At 50.5% G+C, this 25,131-nt stretch carries 20 protein-coding genes; 11 read left to right on the top strand and 9 right to left on the bottom strand.

Annotated features, from left to right (window positions below):
• Window positions 1-217: 217 nt before the first annotated feature.
• From PP769_RS13130 to malQ, 5 genes are all read right to left on the bottom strand, one after another.
• Window positions 218-985 carry a CBS domain-containing protein gene (locus PP769_RS13130; RefSeq protein ID WP_312640828.1) on the bottom strand — a complete coding sequence of 256 codons (768 nt, stop codon included), beginning with the start codon at window positions 983-985 and terminating at the stop codon, window positions 218-220.
• 174 nt (window positions 986-1,159) lie between these two features.
• Complete coding sequence (gene mgtE, locus PP769_RS13125) at window positions 1,160-2,467, bottom strand: magnesium transporter (RefSeq protein WP_312640826.1); 1,308 nt, start codon at window positions 2,465-2,467, stop codon at window positions 1,160-1,162.
• Window positions 2,468-2,490: 23 nt separating this feature from the next.
• Complete coding sequence (locus tag PP769_RS13120; RefSeq protein ID WP_312640824.1) at window positions 2,491-3,327, bottom strand: magnesium transporter MgtE N-terminal domain-containing protein; 837 nt, start codon at window positions 3,325-3,327, stop codon at window positions 2,491-2,493.
• A gap of 3 nt (window positions 3,328-3,330) precedes the next feature.
• The gene (locus PP769_RS13115; protein WP_312640822.1) at window positions 3,331-4,179 is read right to left on the bottom strand and encodes a mechanosensitive ion channel family protein; all 849 of its coding nucleotides are present in this window, start codon (window positions 4,177-4,179) and stop codon (window positions 3,331-3,333) included.
• 206 nt (window positions 4,180-4,385) lie between these two features.
• Window positions 4,386-6,620: a 4-alpha-glucanotransferase gene (gene malQ / locus PP769_RS13110; RefSeq protein WP_312640820.1), complete on the bottom strand. Its 2,235-nt coding sequence runs from the start codon at window positions 6,618-6,620 to the stop codon at window positions 4,386-4,388.
• Between the two features lie 533 nt (window positions 6,621-7,153).
• Between malQ and PP769_RS13105 the strand changes: the two genes are divergently transcribed.
• Window positions 7,154-7,483: a DUF2934 domain-containing protein gene (locus PP769_RS13105; protein WP_312640818.1), complete on the top strand. Its 330-nt coding sequence runs from the start codon at window positions 7,154-7,156 to the stop codon at window positions 7,481-7,483.
• A gap of 69 nt (window positions 7,484-7,552) precedes the next feature.
• Window positions 7,553-7,780: a YtxH domain-containing protein gene (locus tag PP769_RS13100; protein ID WP_312640816.1), complete on the top strand. Its 228-nt coding sequence runs from the start codon at window positions 7,553-7,555 to the stop codon at window positions 7,778-7,780.
• Between the two features lie 153 nt (window positions 7,781-7,933).
• Here the strand turns inward: PP769_RS13100 and glgX are convergent, their stop codons facing one another.
• Window positions 7,934-10,069, bottom strand: coding sequence for a glycogen debranching protein GlgX (glgX, locus tag PP769_RS13095; protein ID WP_312640814.1), 2,136 nt, complete (start codon window positions 10,067-10,069; stop codon window positions 7,934-7,936).
• 207 nt (window positions 10,070-10,276) lie between these two features.
• Between glgX and treZ the strand changes: the two genes are divergently transcribed.
• Window positions 10,277-12,154 carry a malto-oligosyltrehalose trehalohydrolase gene (gene treZ / locus PP769_RS13090; RefSeq protein ID WP_312640812.1) on the top strand — a complete coding sequence of 626 codons (1,878 nt, stop codon included), beginning with the start codon at window positions 10,277-10,279 and terminating at the stop codon, window positions 12,152-12,154.
• 145 nt (window positions 12,155-12,299) lie between these two features.
• Here the strand turns inward: treZ and glgB are convergent, their stop codons facing one another.
• Window positions 12,300-14,504 (bottom strand): 1,4-alpha-glucan branching protein GlgB, encoded by a 2,205-nt coding sequence (gene glgB / locus PP769_RS13085; protein ID WP_312640810.1) that lies wholly within the window; start codon window positions 14,502-14,504, stop codon window positions 12,300-12,302.
• Between the two features lie 56 nt (window positions 14,505-14,560).
• Between glgB and PP769_RS13080 the strand changes: the two genes are divergently transcribed.
• From PP769_RS13080 to PP769_RS13060, 5 genes are all read left to right on the top strand, one after another.
• Window positions 14,561-14,842, top strand: coding sequence for a lipopolysaccharide assembly protein LapA domain-containing protein (locus PP769_RS13080; RefSeq protein ID WP_312640808.1), 282 nt, complete (start codon window positions 14,561-14,563; stop codon window positions 14,840-14,842).
• A gap of 6 nt (window positions 14,843-14,848) precedes the next feature.
• Window positions 14,849-16,141, top strand: a complete 1,293-nt coding sequence (gene glgC, locus PP769_RS13075; protein ID WP_312640806.1) for a glucose-1-phosphate adenylyltransferase — start codon at window positions 14,849-14,851, stop codon at window positions 16,139-16,141.
• A 10-nt stretch (window positions 16,142-16,151) separates the two neighbouring features.
• Complete coding sequence (treY, locus tag PP769_RS13070) at window positions 16,152-19,058, top strand: malto-oligosyltrehalose synthase (RefSeq protein WP_312640804.1); 2,907 nt, start codon at window positions 16,152-16,154, stop codon at window positions 19,056-19,058.
• A gap of 287 nt (window positions 19,059-19,345) precedes the next feature.
• Window positions 19,346-19,657 (top strand): YtxH domain-containing protein, encoded by a 312-nt coding sequence (locus PP769_RS13065; RefSeq protein ID WP_312640802.1) that lies wholly within the window; start codon window positions 19,346-19,348, stop codon window positions 19,655-19,657.
• Between the two features lie 155 nt (window positions 19,658-19,812).
• Window positions 19,813-20,769 (top strand): cation diffusion facilitator family transporter, encoded by a 957-nt coding sequence (locus PP769_RS13060; RefSeq protein WP_312640800.1) that lies wholly within the window; start codon window positions 19,813-19,815, stop codon window positions 20,767-20,769.
• Here PP769_RS13060 and PP769_RS13055 read toward each other — a convergent pair.
• Window positions 20,766-21,308, bottom strand: coding sequence for a phosphatase PAP2 family protein (locus PP769_RS13055; protein WP_312640798.1), 543 nt, complete (start codon window positions 21,306-21,308; stop codon window positions 20,766-20,768). The genes PP769_RS13060 and PP769_RS13055 overlap by 4 nt on opposite strands.
• Before the next feature lie 108 nt (window positions 21,309-21,416).
• On the opposite strand from PP769_RS13055, the gene PP769_RS13050 reads away from it, so the two are divergent.
• Window positions 21,417-22,199, top strand: a complete 783-nt coding sequence (locus tag PP769_RS13050; RefSeq protein ID WP_312640796.1) for a TatD family hydrolase — start codon at window positions 21,417-21,419, stop codon at window positions 22,197-22,199.
• Here the strand turns inward: PP769_RS13050 and PP769_RS13045 are convergent.
• Window positions 22,183-22,728 (bottom strand): NYN domain-containing protein, encoded by a 546-nt coding sequence (locus PP769_RS13045; RefSeq protein ID WP_312640794.1) that lies wholly within the window; start codon window positions 22,726-22,728, stop codon window positions 22,183-22,185. The genes PP769_RS13050 and PP769_RS13045 overlap by 17 nt on opposite strands.
• A gap of 138 nt (window positions 22,729-22,866) precedes the next feature.
• On the opposite strand from PP769_RS13045, the gene PP769_RS13040 reads away from it, so the two are divergent.
• Together PP769_RS13040 and truA are read left to right on the top strand one after the other, a co-directional pair.
• Window positions 22,867-24,111, top strand: coding sequence for an N-acetylmuramoyl-L-alanine amidase family protein (locus PP769_RS13040; RefSeq protein WP_312640791.1), 1,245 nt, complete (start codon window positions 22,867-22,869; stop codon window positions 24,109-24,111).
• 147 nt (window positions 24,112-24,258) lie between these two features.
• A complete protein-coding gene (gene truA / locus PP769_RS13035) occupies window positions 24,259-24,993 on the top strand; it encodes a tRNA pseudouridine(38-40) synthase TruA (protein ID WP_312640789.1) in 735 nt (244 codons plus the stop codon).
• The last annotated feature ends 138 nt before the right edge of the window (window positions 24,994-25,131 follow it).

Genomic DNA, 25,131 nt, shown 5'->3' with positions numbered 1-25,131 from the left:
ACACGAATGTCCCCAGAGTTCCACCAGGCAGATTTTTCTCGGCTTACGTTCGCTGCCTCCGAAAGCTTCATTCAATGGCGGATCAAATATATTATGGAATAATGTGGAACCTTCCTCGAGAAACACAACCACGATAAAACCTGCGTGTGTTCCCGAGGAAGAGAGCCTGATAGCCCGATGCTAGGAGGCGAGTGACAATCTCTCAGAAGACAAATCTTTATACAACCCCGGAATAATACCGGATTATATCTGAAACCGAAACCACACCAACGATCCTGCTACTTTCTGTGACCGCAAGGTGTCTGGTACCTTTTTCTTTCATCAGGCGCACGGCTTCGACAATTGGATCACTGGTTTCAACCGTGACTAACGGTTCGCGCATGCAGGTCTTCACCGTGGTGGTAATGGGATCTGTTCCGGACGCGACGACCTCTCGAGTCAATTCGGTTTCGGTAATATACCCCAAGTACTCATCTCCACTTTGAATTAACACCGACCCAATTTTCCATTTTTGAAGGCACTGTCCGACTTCCTGCAAGGTGGCATCGAGCGACACGGATCGCACAGTTTTTGCCATATAATCGGAGACGGTCGGCCCGGACGCTTTCCGTTTCTTGGATTCCTGCGAGAGGGAGGCTCGCCTGGCCTCAAGATCCGCAATAGCGCTTTCCAGCACTCGCTGCCGTTGCCGGATCGTTTCCCGCTGTGAGTGGTGGGTGGTGCCTTCCGGTGCCTCTTCAGAAAGATTCATCAGCCCCGCTGCCTCTCCTAGTTGGGCATAGTCATAGGTATCTAAGAGCGGAGAGGAACTGCCTAACGCATCGGCGAGAATGTCTTCAGTAGCGGAATCAAATTCGTTTAATGCGACCGTGGAAGGCTCATCTATCAGGAATTTTTTCAGGCTCTCCAATTGTTGACGTATCCGGGAAATATCCTGATCCAATGTCCCCACTCGATCCGTTTTAGACATCTTCTGTGATCCCATAGAGCCTCCTTTCCTCAATGACATACGATATAAAAAAGAGCAAAAACGATACTACCCTACCATCAATTAGTAGGCAATCAGAAATTTTCTTGGAAGGAAAATGGGCCGGCGAGGGGTATGGAAACGGGGGGGGAGCGGACGTGAAGAGGATCCTGTCCACAAACCGATCAATAATCAGGTTTCCAATAAACTTGAAAGCAGGGTGGCAAGCCCCAGGAAACTGAAAAACCCGACTATATCGGTCACCGTGGTTAATACAATGGAGGAGGATTGAGCCGGATCCTGTTTGAGTGCCTTCAAGGCGATGGGAATGATCGCACCGGATAACCCTGCAATGACCATCGAAATAATCATGGACAAGCCGATGATGAAAACCAATCCCAACGACCGGCTCCACAATCCCACTGCAAGACAGGCTGTCGCAGAAACAGCCAGGCCATTTAAAAATGCGACATAGACTTCCTTCCCGCTGACCCTGAGCCATTGGGATGGTCGAATATCCCGCAGAGCCAACCCGCGAATGACCACGGCGAGGGATTGGGCCCCGGTATTGCCTGACTGCCCGGCGACAATCGGGAGTAAAACAGCCAGAGCGGTAAATTTCGCAATCGTCCCTTCAAACATTCCCACGACGAATGCAGCCAAGAATGCCGTTAACAGATTCAGTTGCAACCACGGCAATCGTTTTCGGACGGAAAACCACACGGGGGAAAGCGCACGCTCATCTTTATTGGCACCCACCATCGTCAGCAGGTCTGCACTCGCATCTTCCTGACTGGCCTTGATAATGGCTTCGTTCCGGACAACGCCTAAGAGCCGTTCGTCCAGATCCACAACCGGAATCGTAAAAAAATGTCTTTCACCAAAGAGTTCGACAATCTCTTCACGCGACTCCAAAGGATGAATGGTAGGAAGATCCTGAACCATAACCGACTGCAATTTTTCCTCCGGATCCACCAGCAACAAGTCACGGACGGAAATCCGGCCCACGAGCTTTTGGTTTCGATCAATGACATAGACGTCATGGACATCCTTCTGGGCCCTGATCCGCACCTGGACCATGGCTTCTCGAACCGTGCTTTCTTCCTGCAACACAAAAAATTTTGGATCCATAATACGACCGACGGATTCCTCCGGGTAGGTCATATAGGACCGGATTTCCTGGGCATACCGTTCAGGAACTCTGAAAAGAATTGCCCGTTGCAGATCGTCGTCCAACCGTTGAAACAGAGATGCAGCTAATGAGGGCGAGAGATGCGGCACAACCTGTTTCAGCAAATCGGTGGGCATGATCGCCAACGTATCCGCAGCCACGGGAGGAGTAATACAGGCCAGAAGATTCGCCCCATTTTTCGGACTGGTCCCTTGCAAGACTCGCAGGATATCCTCCACCGGGTACCCTTCAAGAATTCGTGCGGCTTCCTCATGATGGTTCTGAAAAAACGCCTCGTTGAGGAGATGCCCCCTTCCCCGGACCTTCATACTCCTCTGCGTGGTCAGATCCCTCACCCTATTTTGTTCCGTTCTTGTAGCGTCTCCGCCACATCGGTCATTAAGCGAATGCCGGTTAACGAATAGACTTCCCAAAGTTGCATGAGCGAATCACTCACCGATCCCAACGGGGCCTTGCCTCCGACATCTTTTTCAATCCTGCGTAACATCCGATATCGCAGGGCTCCAAAAAATGTTCCCCATCGATCCACCACCGGCAAGGTATGAAACCGGCTCCACTCAGAATGTTTAAGAATTTCTTCCAGATTGGCTTCGGCTGATAAGGTGGTGATCTGGGTCTCCATCAATGTTCCGACTAAATGATCAGACCGATCAATCAGCAGTTGCCTCAATGTGATGACACCTTCCAATTTACTATCGCGATCGATGACGTAGATATAGTACATGGCTTTCTGGCCATAGGTACGAATACGGTCAATGGCCTCTTCGACGGCAATATCAGGTGGGAGGGTAAACACCTGAGGATCCGCTAAACTTCCGGCCGTGTTGGGTGAATACCGCAAAGCACGGCGAAGGGTAGCTCCCATGGGATTATCTAACCGGTCCAACACGTCCTGACGAACAGGTTCCTCAAATTGTCGAAGAACCCCGATTGCAGATGTGGCATTCATGGCGCCTAAGACATTTGCTCCAAGATCTTTCGAGAGCTCTTCGATGATTTTGGCCGTGGACACCGGCAAACAATGCTCTAAAACACCAGCGATTTCTTCCCCGGGTAAGGCCTCCAGGAGCGAAGCCGCTTCATGAGGATCCAGCGATTCCAAATGACGAGCCGCTTCTACGGGATGCGCCTGCAAATACCCCAGAGTCAGCCGATGTTCGAGTTCCATATGCTAATGCTCGGGATGGGTAATGACGGCTGTTGTTTCGGTAACCTGAGTCGCAGGAACGATGACCCGGCCTTCCCGGGTTTCCAACACGACCGAAATTGGGGTGACGGCAACCACGGTTCCTTGGTTTTCCCCAATTTTTACGGTCATGCCCACTCGAACCATTGACCCTAAATAATGGGCGGCAATGAGATTGGCCACAGCGGATCGTGACCCCAACCCGAACGACAAGGCCGCGCCCCCGATCAATCCTGCTAAGAGGATGACAATGGTATTGTTCAGCAATTCCGTATTAATTCCAAGTGCGTCAATCGCCGTCACCACAATCAACAACACGACCGCCACATAGACCGCCTGGGCCACCATCGTCCCGTGAGTAATTCCTGCCGAACTACACGTCATGGTAATCAACTCACGAACAAAATTCGCGGCAATTAAACCCAGAACCAGCACCAACACCGCAATCCCGACTTTGGGAATATAATAGGCAATACTCGTCAAGGCATCCGAGACCATGGTCAAACTGAGGGTGTCGGACGCTTGAATGAGAAAAACCAGAAAAATAATCCAAAACCCAATCATCCCCAAAATTTCAGAACTTTTCTGCTTGGTTCCTGACCGCTCCAATAAGGTTTGCACGGCAGTTCGACTCAGCAAACGGTCAAACCCCATCAATTGCAACAGGCGGGTCACCACGACAGAAACCAGCCTGGCTAGCACATAACCAAGCCCTAACAACATGCACGCCAAAATCAGGGTGGGCAAATAGGCAACAATTTGAGCCAGGCTCGCGGTAACCGCGTCGGTTAAGCCATCCACCCACCCGGCCATCGTCAACTTTTTCTCTTGCATTTGAAGGATCGTCCTCTCTGCGGTATCGACCTAACTTAGACGAAACGCCTTGTTTTCCCCATCAGACCCGATGGGCAGCGGACCACGCCAATCGTTGATCATAGTATCCTCCTACACATCACGCAACTGACATTCCGGCGAGACACCGTATTTGACTCATGGGATACAATCTGCCTGTCCACCCTTCTATTAAGCGCTCATGAAGCCTATTCCCTGTCAATTTGGTGCTTCCGTCCACCTTTCCGTCGTTCACGCTGCATCGCCTTAGTAAAGCTCAGGATGGCCGGATCATTAAGCCAAGCAGTCAAGTCTCGCCCGATCCGCACTCGCCAGGAAGGATAGACTGATTCCGGTGCTCCAGGCAGATTAGGCGTATCAAGCTCAGCCAACAAATCTTCAAGCTGCACGATGAGCAGGCGGGAGGGTGTCCTGGCTAAATACCGGTACATGGCTTGAAGCATATCGTCCGACAGGTTAGCGGGAATTGGCTCGGCAGCACAGAGGCCCTCCCGATGTAAGGCCTCCCATAATTGTTTCCGATCTTCCGCCCGCTGCTGCCGGTCTTGCTTGCAATCTTTTTTTCTGAGATATACCCCCCCTGCTTGCTTAATCATGATATCTCGCCCAACCCAAAAACCTTTGAGCGTAGGTAGGTCATGTGTTGTTGCGGCCACAAGGGCCTGCTCAGGATAGGCATGTGGAGGGGACATCTCCCCCCCATTTTTTCGTTCAAAAAATAGCAGGCGATAGGAGAGAAGTCCGGCGGCATCTAATTTTTCCCGAATGACAGGAGTGACCGCACCCAGGTCTTCCCCAACCACCATCACTTTTTGTCGCACACTTTCTAAAGCCAGGACCGCCAACATTTCATCCACATAGGTTCTGACATACACGCCATCCTTTCCTGTTCCGCCTTGGGGAACCCAGAACATTCGAAACAACCCCAAGGCATGATCGATTCTGAGGACACCTCCATGTCGCATATTTTGCCGTAAGGTTTCTCGAAGAAAGCGATAGCCATCTTCCCGCAATCGAACGGGATTGGGAACAACCAGTCCCCAACTTTGTCCATTGAGATTAAAGGAGTCCGGCGGCGCGCCAACGGTAATCTCTGAGGCAAGCTGACGTTGAAAGACCCAGGCATCAGCTCCCTCGGGATGAATGCCAACCGGTAGATCGTGATACAGCCCGAACGACAACGAATGTTTCTTCGCAACACGATCGAGGTTCTGTAATTGCAACTCACACAACCATTGGACATATTGATAAAATTGGATTCGAGTGGCATGGGATCGTTGAAACACTTCCACATCAGGTGACTGTGGATGCCGAAAGGAGTTCGGCCAGGTACGCCAGGCCACCGTTCCCAATCGCTCCGTCAAAACCTGAAATGTACAAAACATGGTCAGATGGGGATTGAACCCGGACACAAATCTGGTAAATGCCCTTCCACGTGCCGTAGGGTGCATAGGCTGGAGATGGTGTCGTCGAAACACTCGGAAGAGTTCTTCGAGAATGGTCCATTTCAGTTTCCCTACGGCCTCATAATCGACCAGTGGACTCTCCCGAAATTGTTGGAGGCGCTGCTGGAATTTTGCACTCTTGGCCTTCTGACGAAGCCGTGCAGAAGTCCGCCACTCCTCCACCCCCTCCAGGTTCAAGTACATAGGGCTCCAGAAGAGACGGCTGGACGGAGAATAAGGGCTCGTTAATCCCACCGCTGGGATATGAAGAGGATTGACCCCAATGGTGGCCACTCCCCAACGAGTCCCCGCCACCTTCATGACCTCTTCTAAATCTCGAAAATCCCCAATTCCCCAGTTTCTGTGGGACCGTAACCCATAGAGTTGGAGCGAAATTCCCCAAGCCCGTTTGGGTGAAGGGGGAAGATAACATTTCTTGGGTGCCACTATGAGCAGGGCCTGTCCCTCCACAATTCGCTCTGCATACAGCTTTACACGGACCGAAAGACGGAAATATCCAAGTGAAAATTTTCCCGAAAGAGGAAAATGAACCTGGACATATTTCACGCCACGTATCGTCTTCTCAGAAGTGACCTTGCCCCTGGATCCTGGCAGAGATAGGCGCCGGCTGCCTCCCTTCTCATCCGTCACCTGGATGACAAGGGAAACCTTTTCCAAGCTGATGTCCTCAAGAGGAAGGGACAGAGCCAACATGAACGGAGCATCAGAAGGGTACCGCACCACAACTGATTCAATGACCTGCGTCCAGGTTCGGGAAACCGCATGAGCAAGCGAGTCAAGAATGTCCTTCTTCGATGAGGCCTTCACCCCCATGCTTGCCAGGACTTGTTGAAGATGAGGAATCGTAACCTGCCGCTCAACACCTAAACCATCAAAATAAACCGGTTCAATCCCATACTGACGGCCTAACTGCCAAATCGGCTTCGTGGTAAGTTCAAAGTTATTCATCGTTGTCATTCAAAAAGATACTCTCCTTGATGGCAGTTGTTGCGGAAAATCGCTACTAACCATCCCTCATTCTCAGTTTGGTGGCCGCCGGCTCATGAGAGTGACTTGCTGAAGCACCATGCATCCACCATATTTTGTTGGGCACTTCAGATCAGAAGATTTTCCCAATCATCCACTCGGAAAGAGCATCCCTCCCTTCCCAAGGGTCTCCTATCTCCGTTAAGACTTTATCGTTGTAATTGTAAGGGAAGAGCAATCTTGTGTCTTCAACAAACCTCGTTATTAACTCCTGAAAATACCGTTCCGAAAAATCAAAATTTGCCGCGATCCATAGACCTCTGATTTTTTCATGGGAACGTTTCCTCCCACTTCAGGAAAAACCCCTTTTCGTCCATTCACGACACGGCCGTTGCCTCGAAAAAAAGCAAAACCTCGCCCAACAGCTTGGACGAAGAGCCCAAATTCCGGTACAATACAGTGATAAATGAGTTGGAATGGGGTCCCTCAAAAGTCAGACAAGCATAGGAGCTGAGAAAGGAACCATGCCCCCTAAAACACCAGACGAGAAACCCAAGAAAAAACCGTCCACCACAAAAAAAACGACATCTGAACCCAAGACGGCAAAAAAGCCCAGCAGCAAATCTGTGGGATCAGCTACAACTAAGCGCCCGGTTTCGTCTCAGGCAATTGACAAGGAGCCTGAAGTCTCCTATCCCGGTCCCTCAATGGCTTTATCCGAAGAATTGCGGGAACGCATTGCCCAACGCGCCTATGAAATTCATCACCGGCGCGGGGGCCAACATGGCAGTGATTGGGAAGATTGGCTTCAAGCCGAGCGTGAGATTCTCTTGCATCAGCCTCCGCCACCATAGTAGACAGGTGGAATATTGATTGTTCAATACTTTTACTCACTGACCTCACACTAATGGAGGGTATCTCACATGGATAACGACACTCGATATGTCCTGCTCGCTGGACTTTCTCTTATGGTCGGAGTGGTTCTCGGAACCGGACTTGGTCTGTTGATGGCTCCTCAGTCGGGATCCCGAACCCGTCGTCAGTTAAAGAATATGATGGAAGACGCCAGCGAACGGGCCGGAGAATTTGCCGAAGATGCCAAAGAAGCGGTCACCGGGATGGTGGAGCGCAGCAAGAAATTTGTCGTCTAGCGGACTGAGGCCAGATGTGCCGTTTTCCCCTGAAGGCCAATGTCGACCTTTCCGCTTGCCCATTTTGCCCTAGCCTGGGGCATAGCGGTTGTGTCATTCCTATGGACCAGCGTTACATCGGGCTCAAGAGGTGGTGACCATGACCGAGGTCCGTCAGGATTTCGGGGTTCGGAACAAGGCCAGCCCCCGAGAAATTAAATGATAGGGTTGTCCCCCTTTCAATAATTTCGAATGCTTGGGATTTTTCTTGTCAAGCGGTACAGCGGTGTCAAATTCCAACTCCCACCGCACCGACTTGGTGTGAGCAGGAAGTATGAAGTCCACATCCTCATGATGGGCGTTTATCAATACTAAAAACGTCTCATCCACAATCGGTCGTCCTTGACTATCTTTCTCTACAATGGCATCCCCGGCCAACCGTATTCCCAAGGTTCGATGCCCCATCTGCCAATCTTCATGCGACATTTCTTTTCCATGCGATCCGAACCAGGCCACATCCTTCACTTCCGAATCTTCTATCCGGCGCCCTTGAAAAAACCTTCGCCGTTGAAACACCGGATGGGTTTTTTTAATGGCAATGAGCATCTTCACAAAGTCCAGCAATCCGAGTTGGGATCGCGTCAGGTTCCAATTCAACCAACTCAACTCGTTATCCTGGCAATAGGCGTTATTATTCCCCTGTTGCGTACGACCTAACTCATCTCCGCCACAGATCATGGGTACTCCCTGGGATAACAATAAGGTCGCGAAAAAATTCCTGACCTGCCGGTCCCGCAATTCCTGAATCGCGGGATCCTCCGTCGGGCCTTCCACACCGCAATTCCAACTATCATTATCATCGGTTCCATCCCGATTCCCTTCCTGATTGTCTTCATTATGCTTGTGGTCATACGACACCAAATCCTGAAGGGTAAATCCGTCATGAGCGGTCACAAAATTTATACTGGCATAGGGTTGTCGCCCGCTTTCTCCGTAGAGATCGCTGCTCCCGGACCAACGATTGGCGATTTCCCCAAGCAACCCACCATCACCCTTCCAATACCGGCGAATGGAATCACGGTATTTCCCATTCCACTCGGCCCACCCAGGAGGAAAGTTTCCCACCTGATAGCCCCCTTCCCCCAGATCCCAGGGTTCGGCGATCAGCTTCACCTGTGACAACACAGGATCCTGGTGAATGATGTCAAAAAAGGCGCTGAGTCGATCCACATCATGTAATTCCCGTGCGAGCGCGGATGCCAGGTCAAACCGGAAACCATCCACATGCATATCATTCACCCAATACCGCAAACTGTCCATGATCAACTGCAAGGTCCGGGGATGTCGGACATTCAACGTATTTCCACAGCCGGTATAATCCATGTAATAGCGTGGATTGTCCGGAGACACCCGATAATAGGAGGCGTTATCAATCCCTCGGAATGATAACGTCGGCCCGAAGTGATTCCCTTCTCCGGTATGGTTATAGACCACATCAAGGATGACTTCGATGCCGGAACTATGAAGTTTTCTGACCATGGATTTGAACTCATCGACCTTTTCTCCTCCACCGGGGAAAGCCGAATACCGGATATCAGGTGCAAAATATCCGATGGAGTTGTAACCCCAATAATTCGTGAGGCCCTTTTCTTTCAAATAGAGATCATTCACAAAATGGTGAACCGGCAACAATTCCACTGCGGTAATCCCCAGCGATTGCAAATATTCGAGAATCGCCGGAGACGCCAAGCCTGCATAGGTTCCCCGCAATGCTTCAGGAACATCCGGATGCCGCATCGTCATTCCCTTGACGTGGACTTCATAGATGACCGTCTGCTCCCAGGGGATATTCAGACGTTGGTCTCCTCCCCAGCTAAAGGCCTGATCGACGACCACCCCTTTGGGAATGTTTGACGCGTTGTTCCGGTCATCGAATGAAAGGTCACCTGCCGGGTCGCCAAGACGGTAACCAAACATGGAATCGGACCATCGCACAACACCTGTCAAGGATTTCGCATACGGATCAATAAGAAGCTTGGCAGGATTAAACCGGTGCCCAGCCTCGGGTTCATATGGCCCATGCACCCGGTATCCATAGAGTTGGCCAGGACGCACCTCCGGTAAATACACATGCCAGACTTGATCAGTTCGTTCTTCAATAGGAATCCGGTGGGTTTCCTGGTCCTGAAGTTCATTGTCAAACAGACAAAGATCCACACCGGTTGCATTTTCGGAAAACAGCGCAAAATTGACTCCTTGCCCATCCCATGTGGCACCGAGCGGATATGATCGACCTGGCCAAATTCTCATAAAATTCTGCTCTCCTGGATGTCGGGTTACGGATATCGGAAATAGCGGGGGACGATAATACAGCATATCTCAAAATGGGGCAAACTTAGCCAGACGCCTCTGACCTTCCATATACAGCTCTTCAGCATTTTTGTTAAACTTTCACTTATCCCATCCCCCACCAGCCAACAATACTAATCCTAAAATACCAGCCGGGAGGCACCACCTTTGGAAAAATTAGAGGCAGTAGGATGGCAATTAGACCTGGGCGCCTCGTATATCGACGCCTCATCTGTGGAGTTTCGGGTGTGGGCACCCCAGGCCCAGTCGGTGGCCGTCAAAATCATGGGAAGTACCGGTGAAGCGATCCCCCTTGGTCAGGAATCTTTGGGATATTGGAAAGGCACCGTGCAAGACCTTTCTCCAGGCACCCGCTATCAATATGTATTAAATCACACCATTGAACGCCCTGATCCGGCTTCCCGATCGCAACCGGATGGTGTACACGGCCCCTCGGAAATTATTAATCCTCTGGCATTTTCCTGGACGGATACAGCTTGGCGTGGCCTGCCCCTCGGTCAATACATCATTTACGAGCTCCATACCGGCACCTTCACCCAGGACGGAACCTTTGATGCCATCATCAGCCGTCTGCCATATTTGCGTGACCGGATTGGTATTACCGCCATTGAACTCATGCCGGTGGCGCAATGTCCTGGGTCCAGAAACTGGGGATACGATGGAACCTTTCTCTTTGCTCCGCAAAACAACTATGGTGGACCCGATGGCCTCAAGCGATTGGTCAATGCCTGTCATGCAGCCGGTCTCGCGGTGATCATGGACGTGGTCTATAACCACCTGGGTCCGGAAGGAAATTACCTTGGTGATTTTGGGCCGTACTTTACCGACACCTATAAAACCCCATGGGGGAGCGCCCTCAACTACGATGGACCCGATAGTGATGCTGTCAGACATTTCATGATCAGCAATGCGGTCTATTGGATTCATGAATACCACATTGATGCGCTACGCCTAGATGCGATTCACGGCATCTTCGACTTCAGCGCCAAGCATCTTCTTCAGGACATTGGAGAAGCCGTCCATACGGAGGGAGAACGACTCGAGCGCCAGGTTCAAGTCATTGCCGAAAGTGATCTGAATGATGTCCGCATCATTTCGCCTCTCTCACGAGGGGGATATGGGTTGGACGGGCAATGGAGCGATGACTTTCATCATGCCCTGCATGCCCTGCTCACAAATGAGCGTAAGGGCTACTATGAAGACTTTGGACAACTCAAAGACCTGGGGAAGGCCATACGGGAAGGGGTGGTCTATTCCGGACAATATTCTCCACATCGACGACGGAAACATGGCAATTCCTTCAAACCCTGCTCACCAACACAACTTGTTGTGTGCGCCCAAAATCATGATCAAATCGGCAACCGCGCACAGGGAGACCGACTCAGTCGCTTGGTGAATTTTGAAGCCCTCAAAGTCGCCAATGCCACCGTCCTGCTCTCACCATATCTTCCTCTTTTATTTATGGGAGAAGAATACGGCGAAACCGCTCCTTTTTTGTATTTCATCGACCACGGGGATCCTGCGTTAATTGAAGCCGTCCGACAGGGGAGAACCAGGGAATTTGCCGCGTTCGGATGGACGGACATTCCTGATCCCTACGCTCAAGAGACCTTCGATCGTTCCACCATTCGTCCTTGTCTTGAAACCAATCCCCAACAACACGCCCACGCGCGGTGGTGCCAAGCGTTGATTCAGCTGCGCAAATCTATTCCCGCATTAGGCACCGGAGCGAAGGGACACAGAATCCAGATTGGGTCACATGCGAAAAGCCAATTGCTGATTATTCATCGCCGTGCTAAACAGGGCCCAGAGGCACTGGTCCTCCTGGGGTTTCACCACAAGGCCTCCTTAGCTTTGGTCAAGCTTCCAAAAGGGAATTGGGAATCCCGCCTGGATAGTGGAACCTTCGCCGATGGCGATCGGGAAGAACTCATGGCTCCCTCTCACCTACCCGTTCAGAATGTGGAGCAGGTCTCTCTCAAGCTTCCACCCTATCCCGCCTGGGTGTTTCTGAAATCTGACTAGGTTCAGGTCAAGACCATTAGGGCGAGCATACGGATGAAGATCCCTTTCTCTCTGTCCGGAATGATAAATGTCGTTGTCGGCTCACCATACCAATCTGATCGAAAAGGAAGAGCAAGAACAGCCATTCCACAGAGGTCTTGGAAATCTACACAGGCTTAAAGAAGACTGCGGCTAAGGGCGGAAGGGTAATCACTACAGAAAACGGCTGGCCATGCCAAGGCATGTCTTCGGCCTGTACACCTCCAGAATTCCCCATATTACTTCCACCGTACGCTTCAGAGTCACTGTTCAACAGCTCTCGATAATATCCGGCGGTGGGCACACCCATTCGATATGTTTCTCGAGGCACAGGGGTAAGGTTCAGGGCACAGACCACAATATCGGAAGGATCTTTTGCGCGCCTGAAATACGTGAGCGTCGAATGATCACTGTCATGAAGATCGATCCACTGGAACCCCGTCCAATCATAGTCAACTTGATGGAGCGCGGGTTGTGAAGCATATAATCGATTGAGATCAGCGACATAACGCTGGAGACCCTGATGCCGATCATACTCAAGTAGATGCCATTGCAGGCTATCATCATGGTTCCATTCCCACCACTGGCCGATCTCGCATCCCATAAATAGCATTTTCTTTCCAGGATGCCCCCACATGTGTCCATACAAGGCCCGCAAATTCGCAAATCGCTGCCATTCGTCCCCGGGCATTTTATCCAGAAGCGATTTCTTGCCATGGACCACTTCATCATGAGAAAGCGGGAGGACAAAGTTTTCGGTAAAGGCATAGACTAATCCAAAGGTCACATTATGTTGATGATACCTCCGATAAATAGGATCCAGACTAAAATAATCCAGGGTATCGTGCATCCACCCCATATTCCATTTAAACGTAAATCCCAACCCTCCGACATAAGTCGGCTTGGAGACCCCAGGCCATGCCGTGGATTCTTCGGCAATCATCACAATGCCGGGATGTTCCTGATGAGCCACGGTATTGAGCTCTTTCAAAAATTCCACTGCTTCAAGATTCTCTCTGCCCCCGAATTTATTGGGAATCCATTCGCCGGATTTTCGGGCATAATCAAGATAGAGCATCGATGCCACAGCATCCACCCGAAGGCCATCAATGTGATACCGGTCAAACCAGCTGAGTGCGCTATTGATCAGAAAGTTTTTGACTTCGGTCCGACCGTAATTGAAAATTCGGCTATTCCATTCCGGATGAAATCCGAGCCGCGGGTCCGAATGGTCATACAAATTTGTCCCATCAAACCAGGCCAAGCCATGGGGATCTTCCGGAAAGTGCGCAGGAGCCCAATCCATCAGGACCCCGATTCCGGCCTGATGACAGGCATCCACAAAAGCCATAAACTCGGCAGGAGTGCCAAACCGCCTTGTGGGTGCAAAATACCCCGTGGCCTGATACCCCCAAGACCCGTCAAAGGGATGTTCCGTCACCGGCATCAGCTCAATGTGGGTAAACCCCATGTCCTTCACATAGGGAATGAGAGTTTCCGATAATTCTGAGTAGGTCAGCCATCGAGACCCTTCCTCTGGAACACGTCTCCAGGATCCCAAGTGCACCTCATAGATGGACCAAGGCTGAGCGAGGGGATCACGATTTTGCCTGGCTGCTATCCACTCCCCATCCCGCCATACATATCCCGAAAGATCACGGACAACAGAAGCCGTTTTGGGTCGTAATTCAGCTGAGGAAGCATACGGGTCCGCTTTTAAAAACGGCGCATCCCCATTTTGCGGTAAAATCTCGAATTTATACACCGCACCATCATTCATATCCGGAATGAATAACTCCCAAATGCCACCACCTCCCCGGCTTCTCATGGGATGCCGACGCCCATCCCATTCATTGAAGTCTCCGACCACGCTGACCCGTTTGGCATTGGGTGCCCACACCGCAAAGTTGACCCCTTGAACATCCTGATGGGTGCAAACTTGCGCCCCAAGCTGTTCATAGCCTTTATAAAGCTTGCCCTCACCGAATAAATGTAAATCAAAATCTGAAATACGCGGAAGAAACGCATAGGGGTCGTGACGTTGACTGGTTTTTCCCTGCCGATCGACAATGCGAAATTGGTAACCCGTGCCCAATGAATGCCCCTCCCATCGAGCTTCAAAGACTCCAGCAGGATGCACGAGCTTCATGGGAATAGGGGTGTTGCCATTGTGGCCAGAAAGCACCGCAACTTCGGCAGCGTCAGGCAGAAAAGCCCTGATGCAAACACCAGAAGAATCCGTCGATTCCCCGCGATGAGGACCCAAGACTGAAAACGGATCCCATTCAGTGGCAGAAACCAGACGTTGAAAACGATTTGAGAGCGTTGGCATTGCCAATGACTCCTTTCTGTGTTAATTAACACCATCCTAACATAACAAAAGGGACTATGTATTCTGCACTGTTGGCCTTGCTGCTTCTGTTGTTCTTTGCGGTTGCTTTTTCGATACAAAACTCCGAGCCTATTATTCTGAACTTTTTCGCCTGGACCATTCAAGGGTCCCGGGCCTTGATATTGCTCTCAGCTTTGGCATTAGGTGTCGGCCTGACCCTGCTGGCTGCATTGCCCATCTATATAAAAAAAATCCGCCTGATCGCCAAGCAACAAAAAACGATCGCGACACTGGAACAATCCGTCGCCCAGTTCACCCATCCTCCGTCGAACACCTAAATCTGTATGAAAAGCTCTTCCGGACCTCGCCGCAAAAAAATTATCGAACGGACGCCACAAAAAATCCTTGCCATGATCATGGCCGGTGGCAAAGGGGAACGGCTTATGCCGTTAACGGAACAACGGAGTAAGCCATCCGTGCCTTTTGCCGGCACCTATCGTATTGTCGATTTTGTCCTCAGCAATTTTATTAATTCCGGCATCCAGTCCATGTACGTTTTGGTGCAATACCGTTCACAATCCTTGATTGAACACCTGAGAAGGGCCTGGCGCTTTGGTGGCACCAACCGACAAAACTTTATTACGGTTGTCCCTCCTCAGATGAAGGGACGCGGCAAATGGTATGAGGGGACAGCGGATGCCGTCTATCAGAATATTAATCTTATCCAGGATTTTGCGCCAGGATTGGTGGCCGTCTTCGGAGCCGATCATATTTACCGTATGGATGTGCGGCAGATGATCCAATTTCATCTTGACCAGGAAGCGGATGTGACCGTCGCGTCGCTTCCCGTTCCGATTCAGGCAGCAAAGGGGTTCGGAATTGTCGAGGTCAATGCCGACCATCAAATTATCGGATTTGAGGAAAAGCCAGCCTCTCCCAAACCCATGCCTGAAAATTCCGGTATGGCGTTTAGTTCAATGGGAAATTATATTTTTAATGCCGACATTCTTGTGAAAATCCTGGAACAAGATGCCAGTCAAGCTGGCACGCACGATTTTGGCAGGAACATTATTCCGTCGCTCATCAAATCTCACCGGGTCCTCGCTTATGACTTTATGGAAAATGTGGTTCCCGGTATCCATCCTTACGAAGAATGGGGGTACTGGCGCGATGTGGGAACTTTGGAGGCCTATTGGCAAGCGAATATGGATATATTGGGAGAGTCACCGATCCTTGACTTACGAAATGTCAAATGGCCTATTCTGACCGATGCGTCCGTTGAACCCGTTGCCAGTCTGGTCCGATCCCACATGGATGACGCCATGGTCGGCCAAGGAAGTCTCGTCGTAGACAGTACGGTGAAACGTTCCATTATTGGACGCAATGTCAGAATTGGAGAAGGCTGTACCATTGAAGAATCGATTATTCTTGATGGGACACTCATTGGCTCCCATTGCCATCTCCATCGTTGTATTGTTGACCGATTTAACATTATCTCGTCCGGAACCACACTAGGCGACAAACACGGACGAGACAGTCGACGATCCGCAGCCGGGAAGCTGGGCCTCACTCTCTTTCCTCGTGGGCAATCATATGGCGGACGGGCCATCCATTCTTCACCCTCCTCTTTAACATAAAGGAGGGAGCATGACTCCTCTGCCCCTGCACATTCCGCTCTCGACCTATCGGCTTCAGTTTAACGCGTCATTCACATTCCAGGACGCCTCTCGCATCCTCCCTTATTTGTCTCAACTCGGCATTACCGACTGCTACGCCTCTCCCTATCTGAAAGCCACTCCAGGGAGCACTCATGGATACGACGTGGTCGATCCCACGGAATTAAATCCGGAGATCGGCACGGAGGTCGATTATCAGGCATTTATCCAAGCACTTCACCAACATGGCATGGGTCAGATACTGGACATTGTCCCGAATCATATGGGGATAGCCGCGTCGACGAATCTTTGGTGGCAGGATGTCCTGGAAAATGGTCCTTCCTCACATTACGCAACATTTTTCGATATTGACTGGACACCGGTGAAACCGGAATTAGAAAACAAGGTGCTTCTTCCTATTCTCGGAGATCAATACGGCATTGTCCTCGAAAACCAGGAAATCATCCTCCACTATGACGACGGGCATTTTTTCCTCACCTACTATGAAAATCGTCTGCCCATTGATCCCTGCACCTGGAATACCATTCTGACATTCAGGCAAGACACTCTCGACCAAAGCCTGGAAAATTCTGATCCGCACTTGCATGAATACCAAAGCATTATCACCGCTCTTTCCCATTTACCGGCCAGAACCGAGACGGAAGCCGAGCGGGTTGCCGAACGATACCGGGAGAAAGAGGTGATCCGCCGCCGCCTCTCCACGGTGATTGCCGACAATTCAACTATTCGCGATTTTCTGCTGGAGAACATTCGCTTACTGAATGGCATGAAGAACTCTCCCCGCACATTCGATGTCCTCGACCGCCTGGTGAGTCACCAAGCCTATCGTCTGGCCTATTGGCGGGTCGCCGCTGAAGAAATAAATTATCGCCGGTTTTTTGACATCAACCAATTGGCAGCCATTCGCATGGAGCAACCGGAGGTCTTCCAAGCGGCCCATCAAAAAATATTTGAATTATTAGCATCCGGTGCCGTGAATGGACTGCGAATTGATCATGTCGACGGGCTTTATAATCCAAGAGCCTTTCTGGCCCAATGGCAACAATGGGCGGCTGAACACTTGGAGGTGCAGGCTGACACCCAAGGCCGCTCCCTCTATCTCCTCGTTGAAAAAATTCTGGGTACGGAGGAACATCTCACTTCCGATTGGCTGTGCCATGGCACAACTGGATATGACTACCTTGCCCTCGTCAATCAATTATTCATCCAGGAAACCCACCAACGACAGATCGAACAGATCTACAGCCGATTTATCAAACAGTCGCTCCACTATGACGATCTGATCTACGACTGCAAAAACCTGATCATGACCAGTTCCATGTCGGGAGAAATCAATGCCTTGGGGCATCAGCTGAATGTCCTCTCCGAGCGAAACCGGCGCTCACGGGACTTTACGCTTAATAGTCTGATCCATGCGATCCGCGAAATCATTGCCTGTTTCCCGGTATATCGAACATATATCGGACCCGATCCTCTCGAAGGCGTCCTGGATCGTGATCGCGTGTATATTCGGCTAGCGGTGGCCCGAGCTAAACGGCGCAATCCTGCCATCAGCAACCTGGTCTTCGATTTTATCCGCGATCTCCTCTTAAGAATTCCCCAGAATTCACCGGATCTTGATTGGGAGGTGATTCGCCCCTTTGTCATGAAATTCCAACAAACGACCAGCCCGGTCACCGCGAAAGGCGTTGAAGATACCGCCTTCTATTGTTACAACCGCCTCACATCTCTCAATGAAGTCGGTGGCGAGCCGCAACACTTTGGGGTCCCGCTTACAACATTTCACCAATACATGCAGGATCGGGCGATCCAATGGCCGGCAAGTCTCTCCTCCACATCCACCCATGACACGAAACGCAGCGAGGATGTCCGGGCTCGAATCAATGTATTGTCGGAAATTCCCAAAGAATGGCGGCAGCATCTTCGAACCTGGAACCGGCTGAACAAAAAAGCCAAACAAAGACTTAATGATCAACTGGCACCGAGCTTGAATGAAGAATATTTGATTTACCAGACACTGCTCGGCACCTGGCCGTTGGGTGGTCTCTCTGAACCGGCTCAACCTCAATTTTTGGGGCGCATGCAGGGGTATATGGTTAAAGCCTTACGGGAAGCGAAAGTAAACACCAGCTGGTTAAACCCCGATGAAGCCTGGGAAGCCGCCGTTGGGGAATTTCTTTCCCGCATTCTTTCTCTCAGGCCTTCAAATGTCTTTCTTCAAGATTTCATCCCCTTTCAACAACGCATTGCCAAATATGGCATCTATAATTCTCTAAGTCAGGTCCTTATTAAAATCCTTGCTCCCGGTGTCCCCGATTTTTATCAAGGCACGGAGCTTTGGGATTTCAGTCTGGTCGATCCAGACAACCGACAACCCGTGGATTACCTCTTCAGACAACAACGGCTGTCCCAATTACAACACTTGCAACAGACCACTGCTCCTCTCGACCTTGTCCATACGTTATTACAGGATGCGGAAAGCGGCCTGATCAAAATGTATTTGACCACTACCGCGCTTCATATTCGGAAGAACCATCCCCACCTGTTTCTGGAAGGATCGTATCTGCCCCTGGAATTCAAGGGGGAACAGGCCCATCATGTGTGCGGATTCATGAGACACCATCACTCACATACCTGTTTGGTCATATTCCCACGACTGTTAACGACTCTCATCCCCGACCAGACCATCAGTCCGCTCGGCGAATCCATATGGAGACAAACTTCGATGCGGCTCCCTCCGGAATTCGCCACACAATCGTTTCGTAATCTTTTGACCCAAGAAATTGTCACTCCACAAAATGGCTCGAGCATGGTAGGATTACCCCTAGGAATGCTTTTTCAACATTTTCCTTTTGCCCTATTGGAGCCCGCCTCATGACTATGAGCAAGTTGAACACGGCACACGCTGCGGACCAAGAATCATACTCTGATCAGTCCACGCCGGAGGGAGGATTAGGCTGGGAGGGACATGTCCATTTTTCTGAAGACCTCCCACTATGGAAACGGGTTTTGGACACATGGCCTGAACTCCGAACGGGCTTATCCTACAGTCTTATCTTTGCCTCTGGAGTTCTCTTGGGAGGAGCCATCATGGCAATGGCCTCATCGAAGAATTATGAGGACCGTTCATAACAATTAAACACAGCATTACGAGGGAGGAATTTCATGATGGATGAGCATACGACGCAAGGCGACTCATGTTGGGTGAATACATTTGTCTTCATTGCAGGATTTCTATTGGGCGCCGGTAGCGCCATACTCTTGACCCCTGAGGCAGGGACTCACGTGCGCGACCGATTGGCACGAGGTGCGAAAACCGCACAGGACGAATTTTCAGATATGGCTTCTCAAACGAAAGAGGCTGTGCATGCCTGGTCTGAAGAGGCCAAAAAAACCATGAAACAGGCGGCTACTCGAGTCAACTCCGCTGTGGATGCCACCAAACAAGCCGTCAAAACCGACTCCTTCGACGTGTAAATATCGTACCCGCCGCCTAGAAGGGAGGGGGACTTTCCCCCTTCACCGTTCTCAACCTCCCAAGTGCCGGGATCGTTCCACCGTTTGTGGTAAGACGAAGGAAGGCTTGCCTCTTCTCATTGTCCAGAATTGAGATTCATGCGAGAGTAGTTCCTATGACATCTTCAAAGTTGAACGCCTCACCACTCACGTATCGTCTTAAGCTGGGCCTCGTCCTCAATGGCATCATCATTCTCGCTGAATTCATCGGCGGTTATGCGATCAATAGTCTTGGACTCATGAGCGATGCCGGGCACAATTTGATCGATCAAGGCTCTCTCTTGTTAGCCTTGTATGCACATATTCTGGCCACCCAACCCGCCACGGAACATCGGACGTTTGGCTACCACCGCGCTGGAACCATTGCGGCGTTTCTCAATAGCCTTTTGTTAATTTTCACAGGGGGAATTATTGGAGTGTTTGCTCTCGACCGGATGTTTTCACCGGTTGACGTACCTGGCTTTTGGGTGATGGTGATCGCCGGTATCAGCTTGATCGCCAATCTGGCCGTCGCCCTGTTATTGCGTCGTGGAGCCGAAGATGACCTGAATATTCGGGGGGCTTTTCTTCATATGGTGATGGATGCCTGGATGTCTCTTGGCGTCATCATCGCCGGGTTGGGTATCGCCCTGACCGGCTTCACCATTTTAGATCCACTGATCAGCCTGCTCATCGTCATCATTATTGTGAAAGGCAGTTGGCCACTTTTTCGTGAGTCGCTGGATATTTTATTGGAATCAACGCCCCCTCACCTCAAAACATCAGATATTGTGGCTACCATTGAAAACGTTCCTGGTGTCAGAAAAGTTCATGATTTGCATATTTGGTCGGTTGAACCCCGCATTGTGATGTTGACGTGTCACGTGTTGGTTGACGCCGAGACGGTTCCCGATAAAGATCAACTACTTCAGCCCATTCAATCAACACTCTCTTCCAAATTTGGCATTCATCACTTAACCATTCAATTGGAAACCGCATGCCAGGAGCAAGAGGACCTGCATTGCAATCTCAGTTACCTGACGAACGGCTCAACTGGCGCAGAATCCATACCTCCTCATCTGCACCATCATTAACTCACAATGGGTGTCCTTCGAAACACCCGCGTCTTGAGTAAAAATCCCACCCCACCTCCTAACAACGCGCCAAGGACAACCCCGACCAACACGTCTGTCACATAATGCGCACCCAGAAACACACGGGACAATCCAATCAGCCCAAGGAGTGGCCACAATACCCATCCTAGCGCGGGGTAGAGCATGACAAGAAAGCTAATAGCCGTGCCTGAATTCAACGCGTGATTAGACGGCATACTAAAAGCCCCCCCACACCCGACTAATTCATGAATGTGCTCGAGAACCTGGCAAGGCCGTGGACGACCAATCAAGACTTTCAGCTGGCCGCCCAGGAAATCACTCAAGCCGATAAGGACCCCTAAACAGGGAATCGCGAGTCTGGCTTCGCCCCATTTCATCCACCCCCAATATCCCACGAGTAAGATTCCAGGAATCACCAGATTGCTTTCCTGCGACACCTGAAGCATGAACCAATCCAAACCAGCAAACCGACCGGCCCACCCATTAATCGACGCAAACCATAATTCATCGATATTCATCGTTGTCCCGTACCTCTTCCGTATTTGTCCTCAGCGGACACGACATCCTGCAAAAATTTGGACGGGTATGATAAGGTACTTTCTTTTTTAACAAGAAAGGCTTTCTTCATGCTGATCGATACCCATGTTCACTTGGATGATCCCCGTTATGATCCAGATCGAGACACTATATTTCAACGGGCCCAGGAAGCCGGTGTTGAAAAGTTTGTCACTATTGGATGCGATCTTTCTACAAGTCATGCCGCCGTGCAATTAGCTACAAGCCGACCCAATGTGTATGCCACGATCGGGGTCCATCCCCATGAAGTAAAACGTATTGAGCCCAATTGGTATGCGGAATTCAGCCAACTGGCCCAGCAACCAAAGGTAGTCGCCTTCGGCGAAATCGGGCTTGATTATCATTACGATCACTCTCCTCGAGAAACCCAACGCCAACGATTTCGTGAACAAATTGAATTGGCGCAATCACTCACCCTTCCACTGGTCATTCACACACGTGAAGCGCAAGAGGATACGATGGCAATCCTGCAGGAAGCACATGCCGAAAAGGTGGGCGGCGTCTTCCATTGTTTTTCGGAGGATCTGGCCTTTGCCAAACGCGCTTTGGACCTGGGCTTTCATCTCTCATTTTCCGGAATCATTACCTTTCGCAATGCTTCTCAGTTACATGAAGTGATTCGCACGGTCCCTGATGACCGGTTGCTCATTGAAACCGATGCCCCATATCTGACCCCCGTGCCGTTTCGAGGGAAACGTAACGAATCATCCTATGTCACCTATGTGGCCGAACAGATTGCGAAAATTAAATATGGTGATTCTGACGCAGGATTGGCACGAGTAGCCGAACTGACCACCAATAATGCCTGTCAGCTCTTTAAAATTTCTTCATGATTCGATTGCGTTGACGCAACTTCTTGGGAAGTTTTCGGGGATTGCCCTTCTTCTCCTTAGGTCGGACCGGCTCCTCATCACTATCCTTTTGGGGGAGTCCCCCTCGGGATCGACTTACCGGTGATCCTTGAATACCCGAAGTAGCCAGGCGTGTGACAAATTCCTGAGACCTGATGGAAAAGGCCCCAAAAGCTTTTGCAACCGCTATCACTTCAAGATCAGAAGAGACGACTGCGGCCCCTTTCCCGTGGCTCCGGATAAAATCCTGAATCACCCCATCCGCCTTTTCACCCTGGCCCGTATATATAACTGTTACACCGTTTCGGTGGATGACCTGCCGACCCGCTCCCGTTTGTTGCCAGGCATCAAAAACTAAGGTGACCAGGTTGTGGCGTTTGTGCCCATAGAGACCTACGCGCACAATAAACTCCTCTCGGCGATGCTCCCCCTGTTCAACAACCCGATGGGGCGGGAGCCCCATTGCGCCCAACACATTATATCCATCGATGATCAAATGTTTCGGTGCCACTGTGGTTCCTTCATGGTGCGATGCATGATCTACCCAGAATGATGGAGTCTACCCGCAATACGACCTGCTTCGAAAGCGCTCCTTCCCTTGACAAGAAGGCGATCTTCTGCGAAAAAAGAAAGGAACGGTTCACTATCTATGCCTTCCATTCGAATGATATCCCTTTATTCCTGCATCGGCATGTTGTTCCTGGTGGGATCTCTTCCCCTGGCTGGGGGAGCAACAGAAACTCGACCGTTCGCCGGGAAGCAAGCCCAACCACTGATTCATCTCATTGCACAATCATCACCGTCAACCTCCATTCGCAATATTCGTGCTCATCGCCATAAAAACTATACCCGTGTGGTATTAGACCTCACTCGTTCCGTCCATCCAGCGCCCCAAGAGCATCAAACGGCCACAACATTTGAATTGGAACTTCCTAACACCAAACTTGCGAATCCTGCCGTTACCAAATCAACAGCAGACTCCCTTCCTTTGCAATTGGACCTTTCCACCACTTCTTCCGGATCCATTCTTCTCAGCATACCCATTGACGGGTGGAAACGCTATAAGTGGTATGTCCTCAAAAATCCTGCTCGCATCGTTCTTGACTTGTACCCCATAACCGAGACGTCGGCTCTCGCCCGTGCACCGGATAGGGGCACACCGGCTTCTCCAGTGGTTCCTCCGCCAACTCCGCCACCACCTGTCAGAAAAAAAGATCTGGTGATCGTGATTGATCCGGGACACGGAGGAAAAGACCCCGGGGCTTTGGGACGCAAGGGCACAAGAGAAAAGGATGTGGTCTTACATGTGGCGAATCATTTGCGAGACCTGCTGGCCAAGGAAGGTTCCACGAAAGTCTTTATGACTCGGGAAACGGATGTCTTCATCGAATTGGAAGACCGGGCAACATTCGCCAATACGCACAAGGCGGATCTTTTCGTCTCGATTCACATTAACTCCCATTCCCAGAGTTCCGTGAAAGGTTTGGAATTCTACCATTTTGGTGAAGCCAGTGACCCACGAGCGCTTGCTGTTGCTGCACGGGAAAATGGCACTCCTCTTGAAAAAAATGCCGCACCCTGGCAATTTATCCTTGCCGATAAACTTAATGATAAAAAAATTGACGATTCCCGTGAGTTAGCATGGACAACCAAAAATTCCCTGGTGAAATTTTTAGATAACTTTTATAAAATCAAGGATCATGGGATTAAAACAGCTCCATTTTTTGTGCTGCGAATGACTACCATGCCTGCCATCTTGGCGGAGATTGCCTTTATCTCTAATCCAACAGAAGAAAAGCTTTTACAAAGTTCTACCTATCAAAAGCGAGTGGCCGAGGGCATATTTAAGGGACTTCAATCCTACATTACCCCCTTACAAACCGCTTCCCGATAACCGGGACTGCCTCCGCCTTCTTCAATTGGCTTCCTCTGGCCTCACGCTCCCCTAACGATCGGCACACTGACATTTCATGTTTCCACGCCCATAGATAGCTTTCATGACACCGAAACCCGTTTCGTCATCCTCCTTCCCCTTCGAATCATGGCCACGATTAAACTAACAATCGAATATGACGGCACGGCTTACGTTGGATGGCAACGACAACCCAATCAGCCAACCATACAAGCCGCTCTAGAAACAGCGCTCACACGCATCACCCAACAACACATTTCTGTCATCGCCGCTGGACGAACCGACGCTGGCGTCCATGCCCGTGGACAAGTCGTCAGCTTTCAATCTGACAGACCCATTCCAATTCATAAGTGGAGACTCGCAATTAATAGCGCCCTTCCCCACGATATTTCTGTACTGTCGAGTGAAGAGGTTCCTGAATCGTTTCATGCTCGCTATAGTGCAAAAGAAAAATTGTACGAATATCGAATCTCCAGACATCCCGCCCGCCCGGCTATCGATCGGAATCGTGTCTGGCACCTACCCTATGACCTGGATATCCAGGCTATCCGGGAGGCCTTGTCTGGATTGATAGGTTGTCATGACTTCACCTCATTTCAAGGCCCACGTGCCAGTACATCGGATCCCATGTGCATCGTGTCCCAAGTTTCCCTCAGTTCGGATCTCATGTCCCTGATCATTCAGATTCAGGCCAATCGATTCCTGAAGCAAATGGTTCGGGCAATTATTGGCACGCTAACTGAAGTCGGACGACACAAAAGAGCACCGGATTCCATTCAAGATATTCTTCAGGCTAAAGACCGACGGGCTGCAGGAGAAACGGCACCTCCCCAAGGGCTTTATCTCCTTCAAGTGTTTTACTAAACTCTCACAAGGATATAAAAAAACCCTGCCATGAATCCTGCCGTATGGCCCATCTGCCCCGCTTGTCATTCCCGCAATAGGCCACAGACCCCACAAGCCATTTGAGATTTTATTTGTTTTATTCCCATAGGGAGCTGA

Source organism: Candidatus Nitrospira allomarina (assembly GCF_032050975.1).
Taxonomy (GTDB): Bacteria; Nitrospirota; Nitrospiria; order Nitrospirales; family UBA8639; genus Nitrospira_E; species Nitrospira_E allomarina.
The sequence above is the reverse complement of the archived record's forward strand: the minus strand, read 5'-3'. Positions and strand labels throughout refer to the sequence as shown.

What these genes read in the sequence shown, in the direction of transcription:
- PP769_RS13130 (WP_312640828.1), bottom strand. Translation starts at nt 985, where the DNA reads ATGGGATCACAGAAGATGTCTAAAACGGATCGAGTGGGGACATTGGAT.
- mgtE (WP_312640826.1), bottom strand. Translation starts at nt 2,467, where the DNA reads ATGAAGGTCCGGGGAAGGGGGCATCTCCTCAACGAGGCGTTTTTTCAG.
- PP769_RS13120 (WP_312640824.1), bottom strand. Translation starts at nt 3,327, where the DNA reads ATGGAACTCGAACATCGGCTGACTCTGGGGTATTTGCAGGCGCATCCC.
- PP769_RS13115 (WP_312640822.1), bottom strand. Translation starts at nt 4,179, where the DNA reads ATGCAAGAGAAAAAGTTGACGATGGCCGGGTGGGTGGATGGCTTAACC.
- malQ (WP_312640820.1), bottom strand. Translation starts at nt 6,620, where the DNA reads ATGACAACGATGAATAACTTTGAACTTACCACGAAGCCGATTTGGCAG.
- PP769_RS13105 (WP_312640818.1), top strand. Translation starts at nt 7,154, where the DNA reads ATGCCCCCTAAAACACCAGACGAGAAACCCAAGAAAAAACCGTCCACC.
- PP769_RS13100 (WP_312640816.1), top strand. Translation starts at nt 7,553, where the DNA reads ATGGATAACGACACTCGATATGTCCTGCTCGCTGGACTTTCTCTTATG.
- glgX (WP_312640814.1), bottom strand. Translation starts at nt 10,069, where the DNA reads ATGAGAATTTGGCCAGGTCGATCATATCCGCTCGGTGCCACATGGGAT.
- glgB (WP_312640810.1), bottom strand. Translation starts at nt 14,504, where the DNA reads ATGCCAACGCTCTCAAATCGTTTTCAACGTCTGGTTTCTGCCACTGAA.
- PP769_RS13080 (WP_312640808.1), top strand. Translation starts at nt 14,561, where the DNA reads ATGTATTCTGCACTGTTGGCCTTGCTGCTTCTGTTGTTCTTTGCGGTT.
- glgC (WP_312640806.1), top strand. Translation starts at nt 14,849, where the DNA reads ATGAAAAGCTCTTCCGGACCTCGCCGCAAAAAAATTATCGAACGGACG.
- treY (WP_312640804.1), top strand. Translation starts at nt 16,152, where the DNA reads ATGACTCCTCTGCCCCTGCACATTCCGCTCTCGACCTATCGGCTTCAG.
- PP769_RS13065 (WP_312640802.1), top strand. Translation starts at nt 19,346, where the DNA reads ATGATGGATGAGCATACGACGCAAGGCGACTCATGTTGGGTGAATACA.
- PP769_RS13060 (WP_312640800.1), top strand. Translation starts at nt 19,813, where the DNA reads ATGACATCTTCAAAGTTGAACGCCTCACCACTCACGTATCGTCTTAAG.
- PP769_RS13055 (WP_312640798.1), bottom strand. Translation starts at nt 21,308, where the DNA reads ATGAATATCGATGAATTATGGTTTGCGTCGATTAATGGGTGGGCCGGT.
- PP769_RS13050 (WP_312640796.1), top strand. Translation starts at nt 21,417, where the DNA reads ATGCTGATCGATACCCATGTTCACTTGGATGATCCCCGTTATGATCCA.
- PP769_RS13040 (WP_312640791.1), top strand. Translation starts at nt 22,867, where the DNA reads ATGCCTTCCATTCGAATGATATCCCTTTATTCCTGCATCGGCATGTTG.
- truA (WP_312640789.1), top strand. Translation starts at nt 24,259, where the DNA reads ATGGCCACGATTAAACTAACAATCGAATATGACGGCACGGCTTACGTT.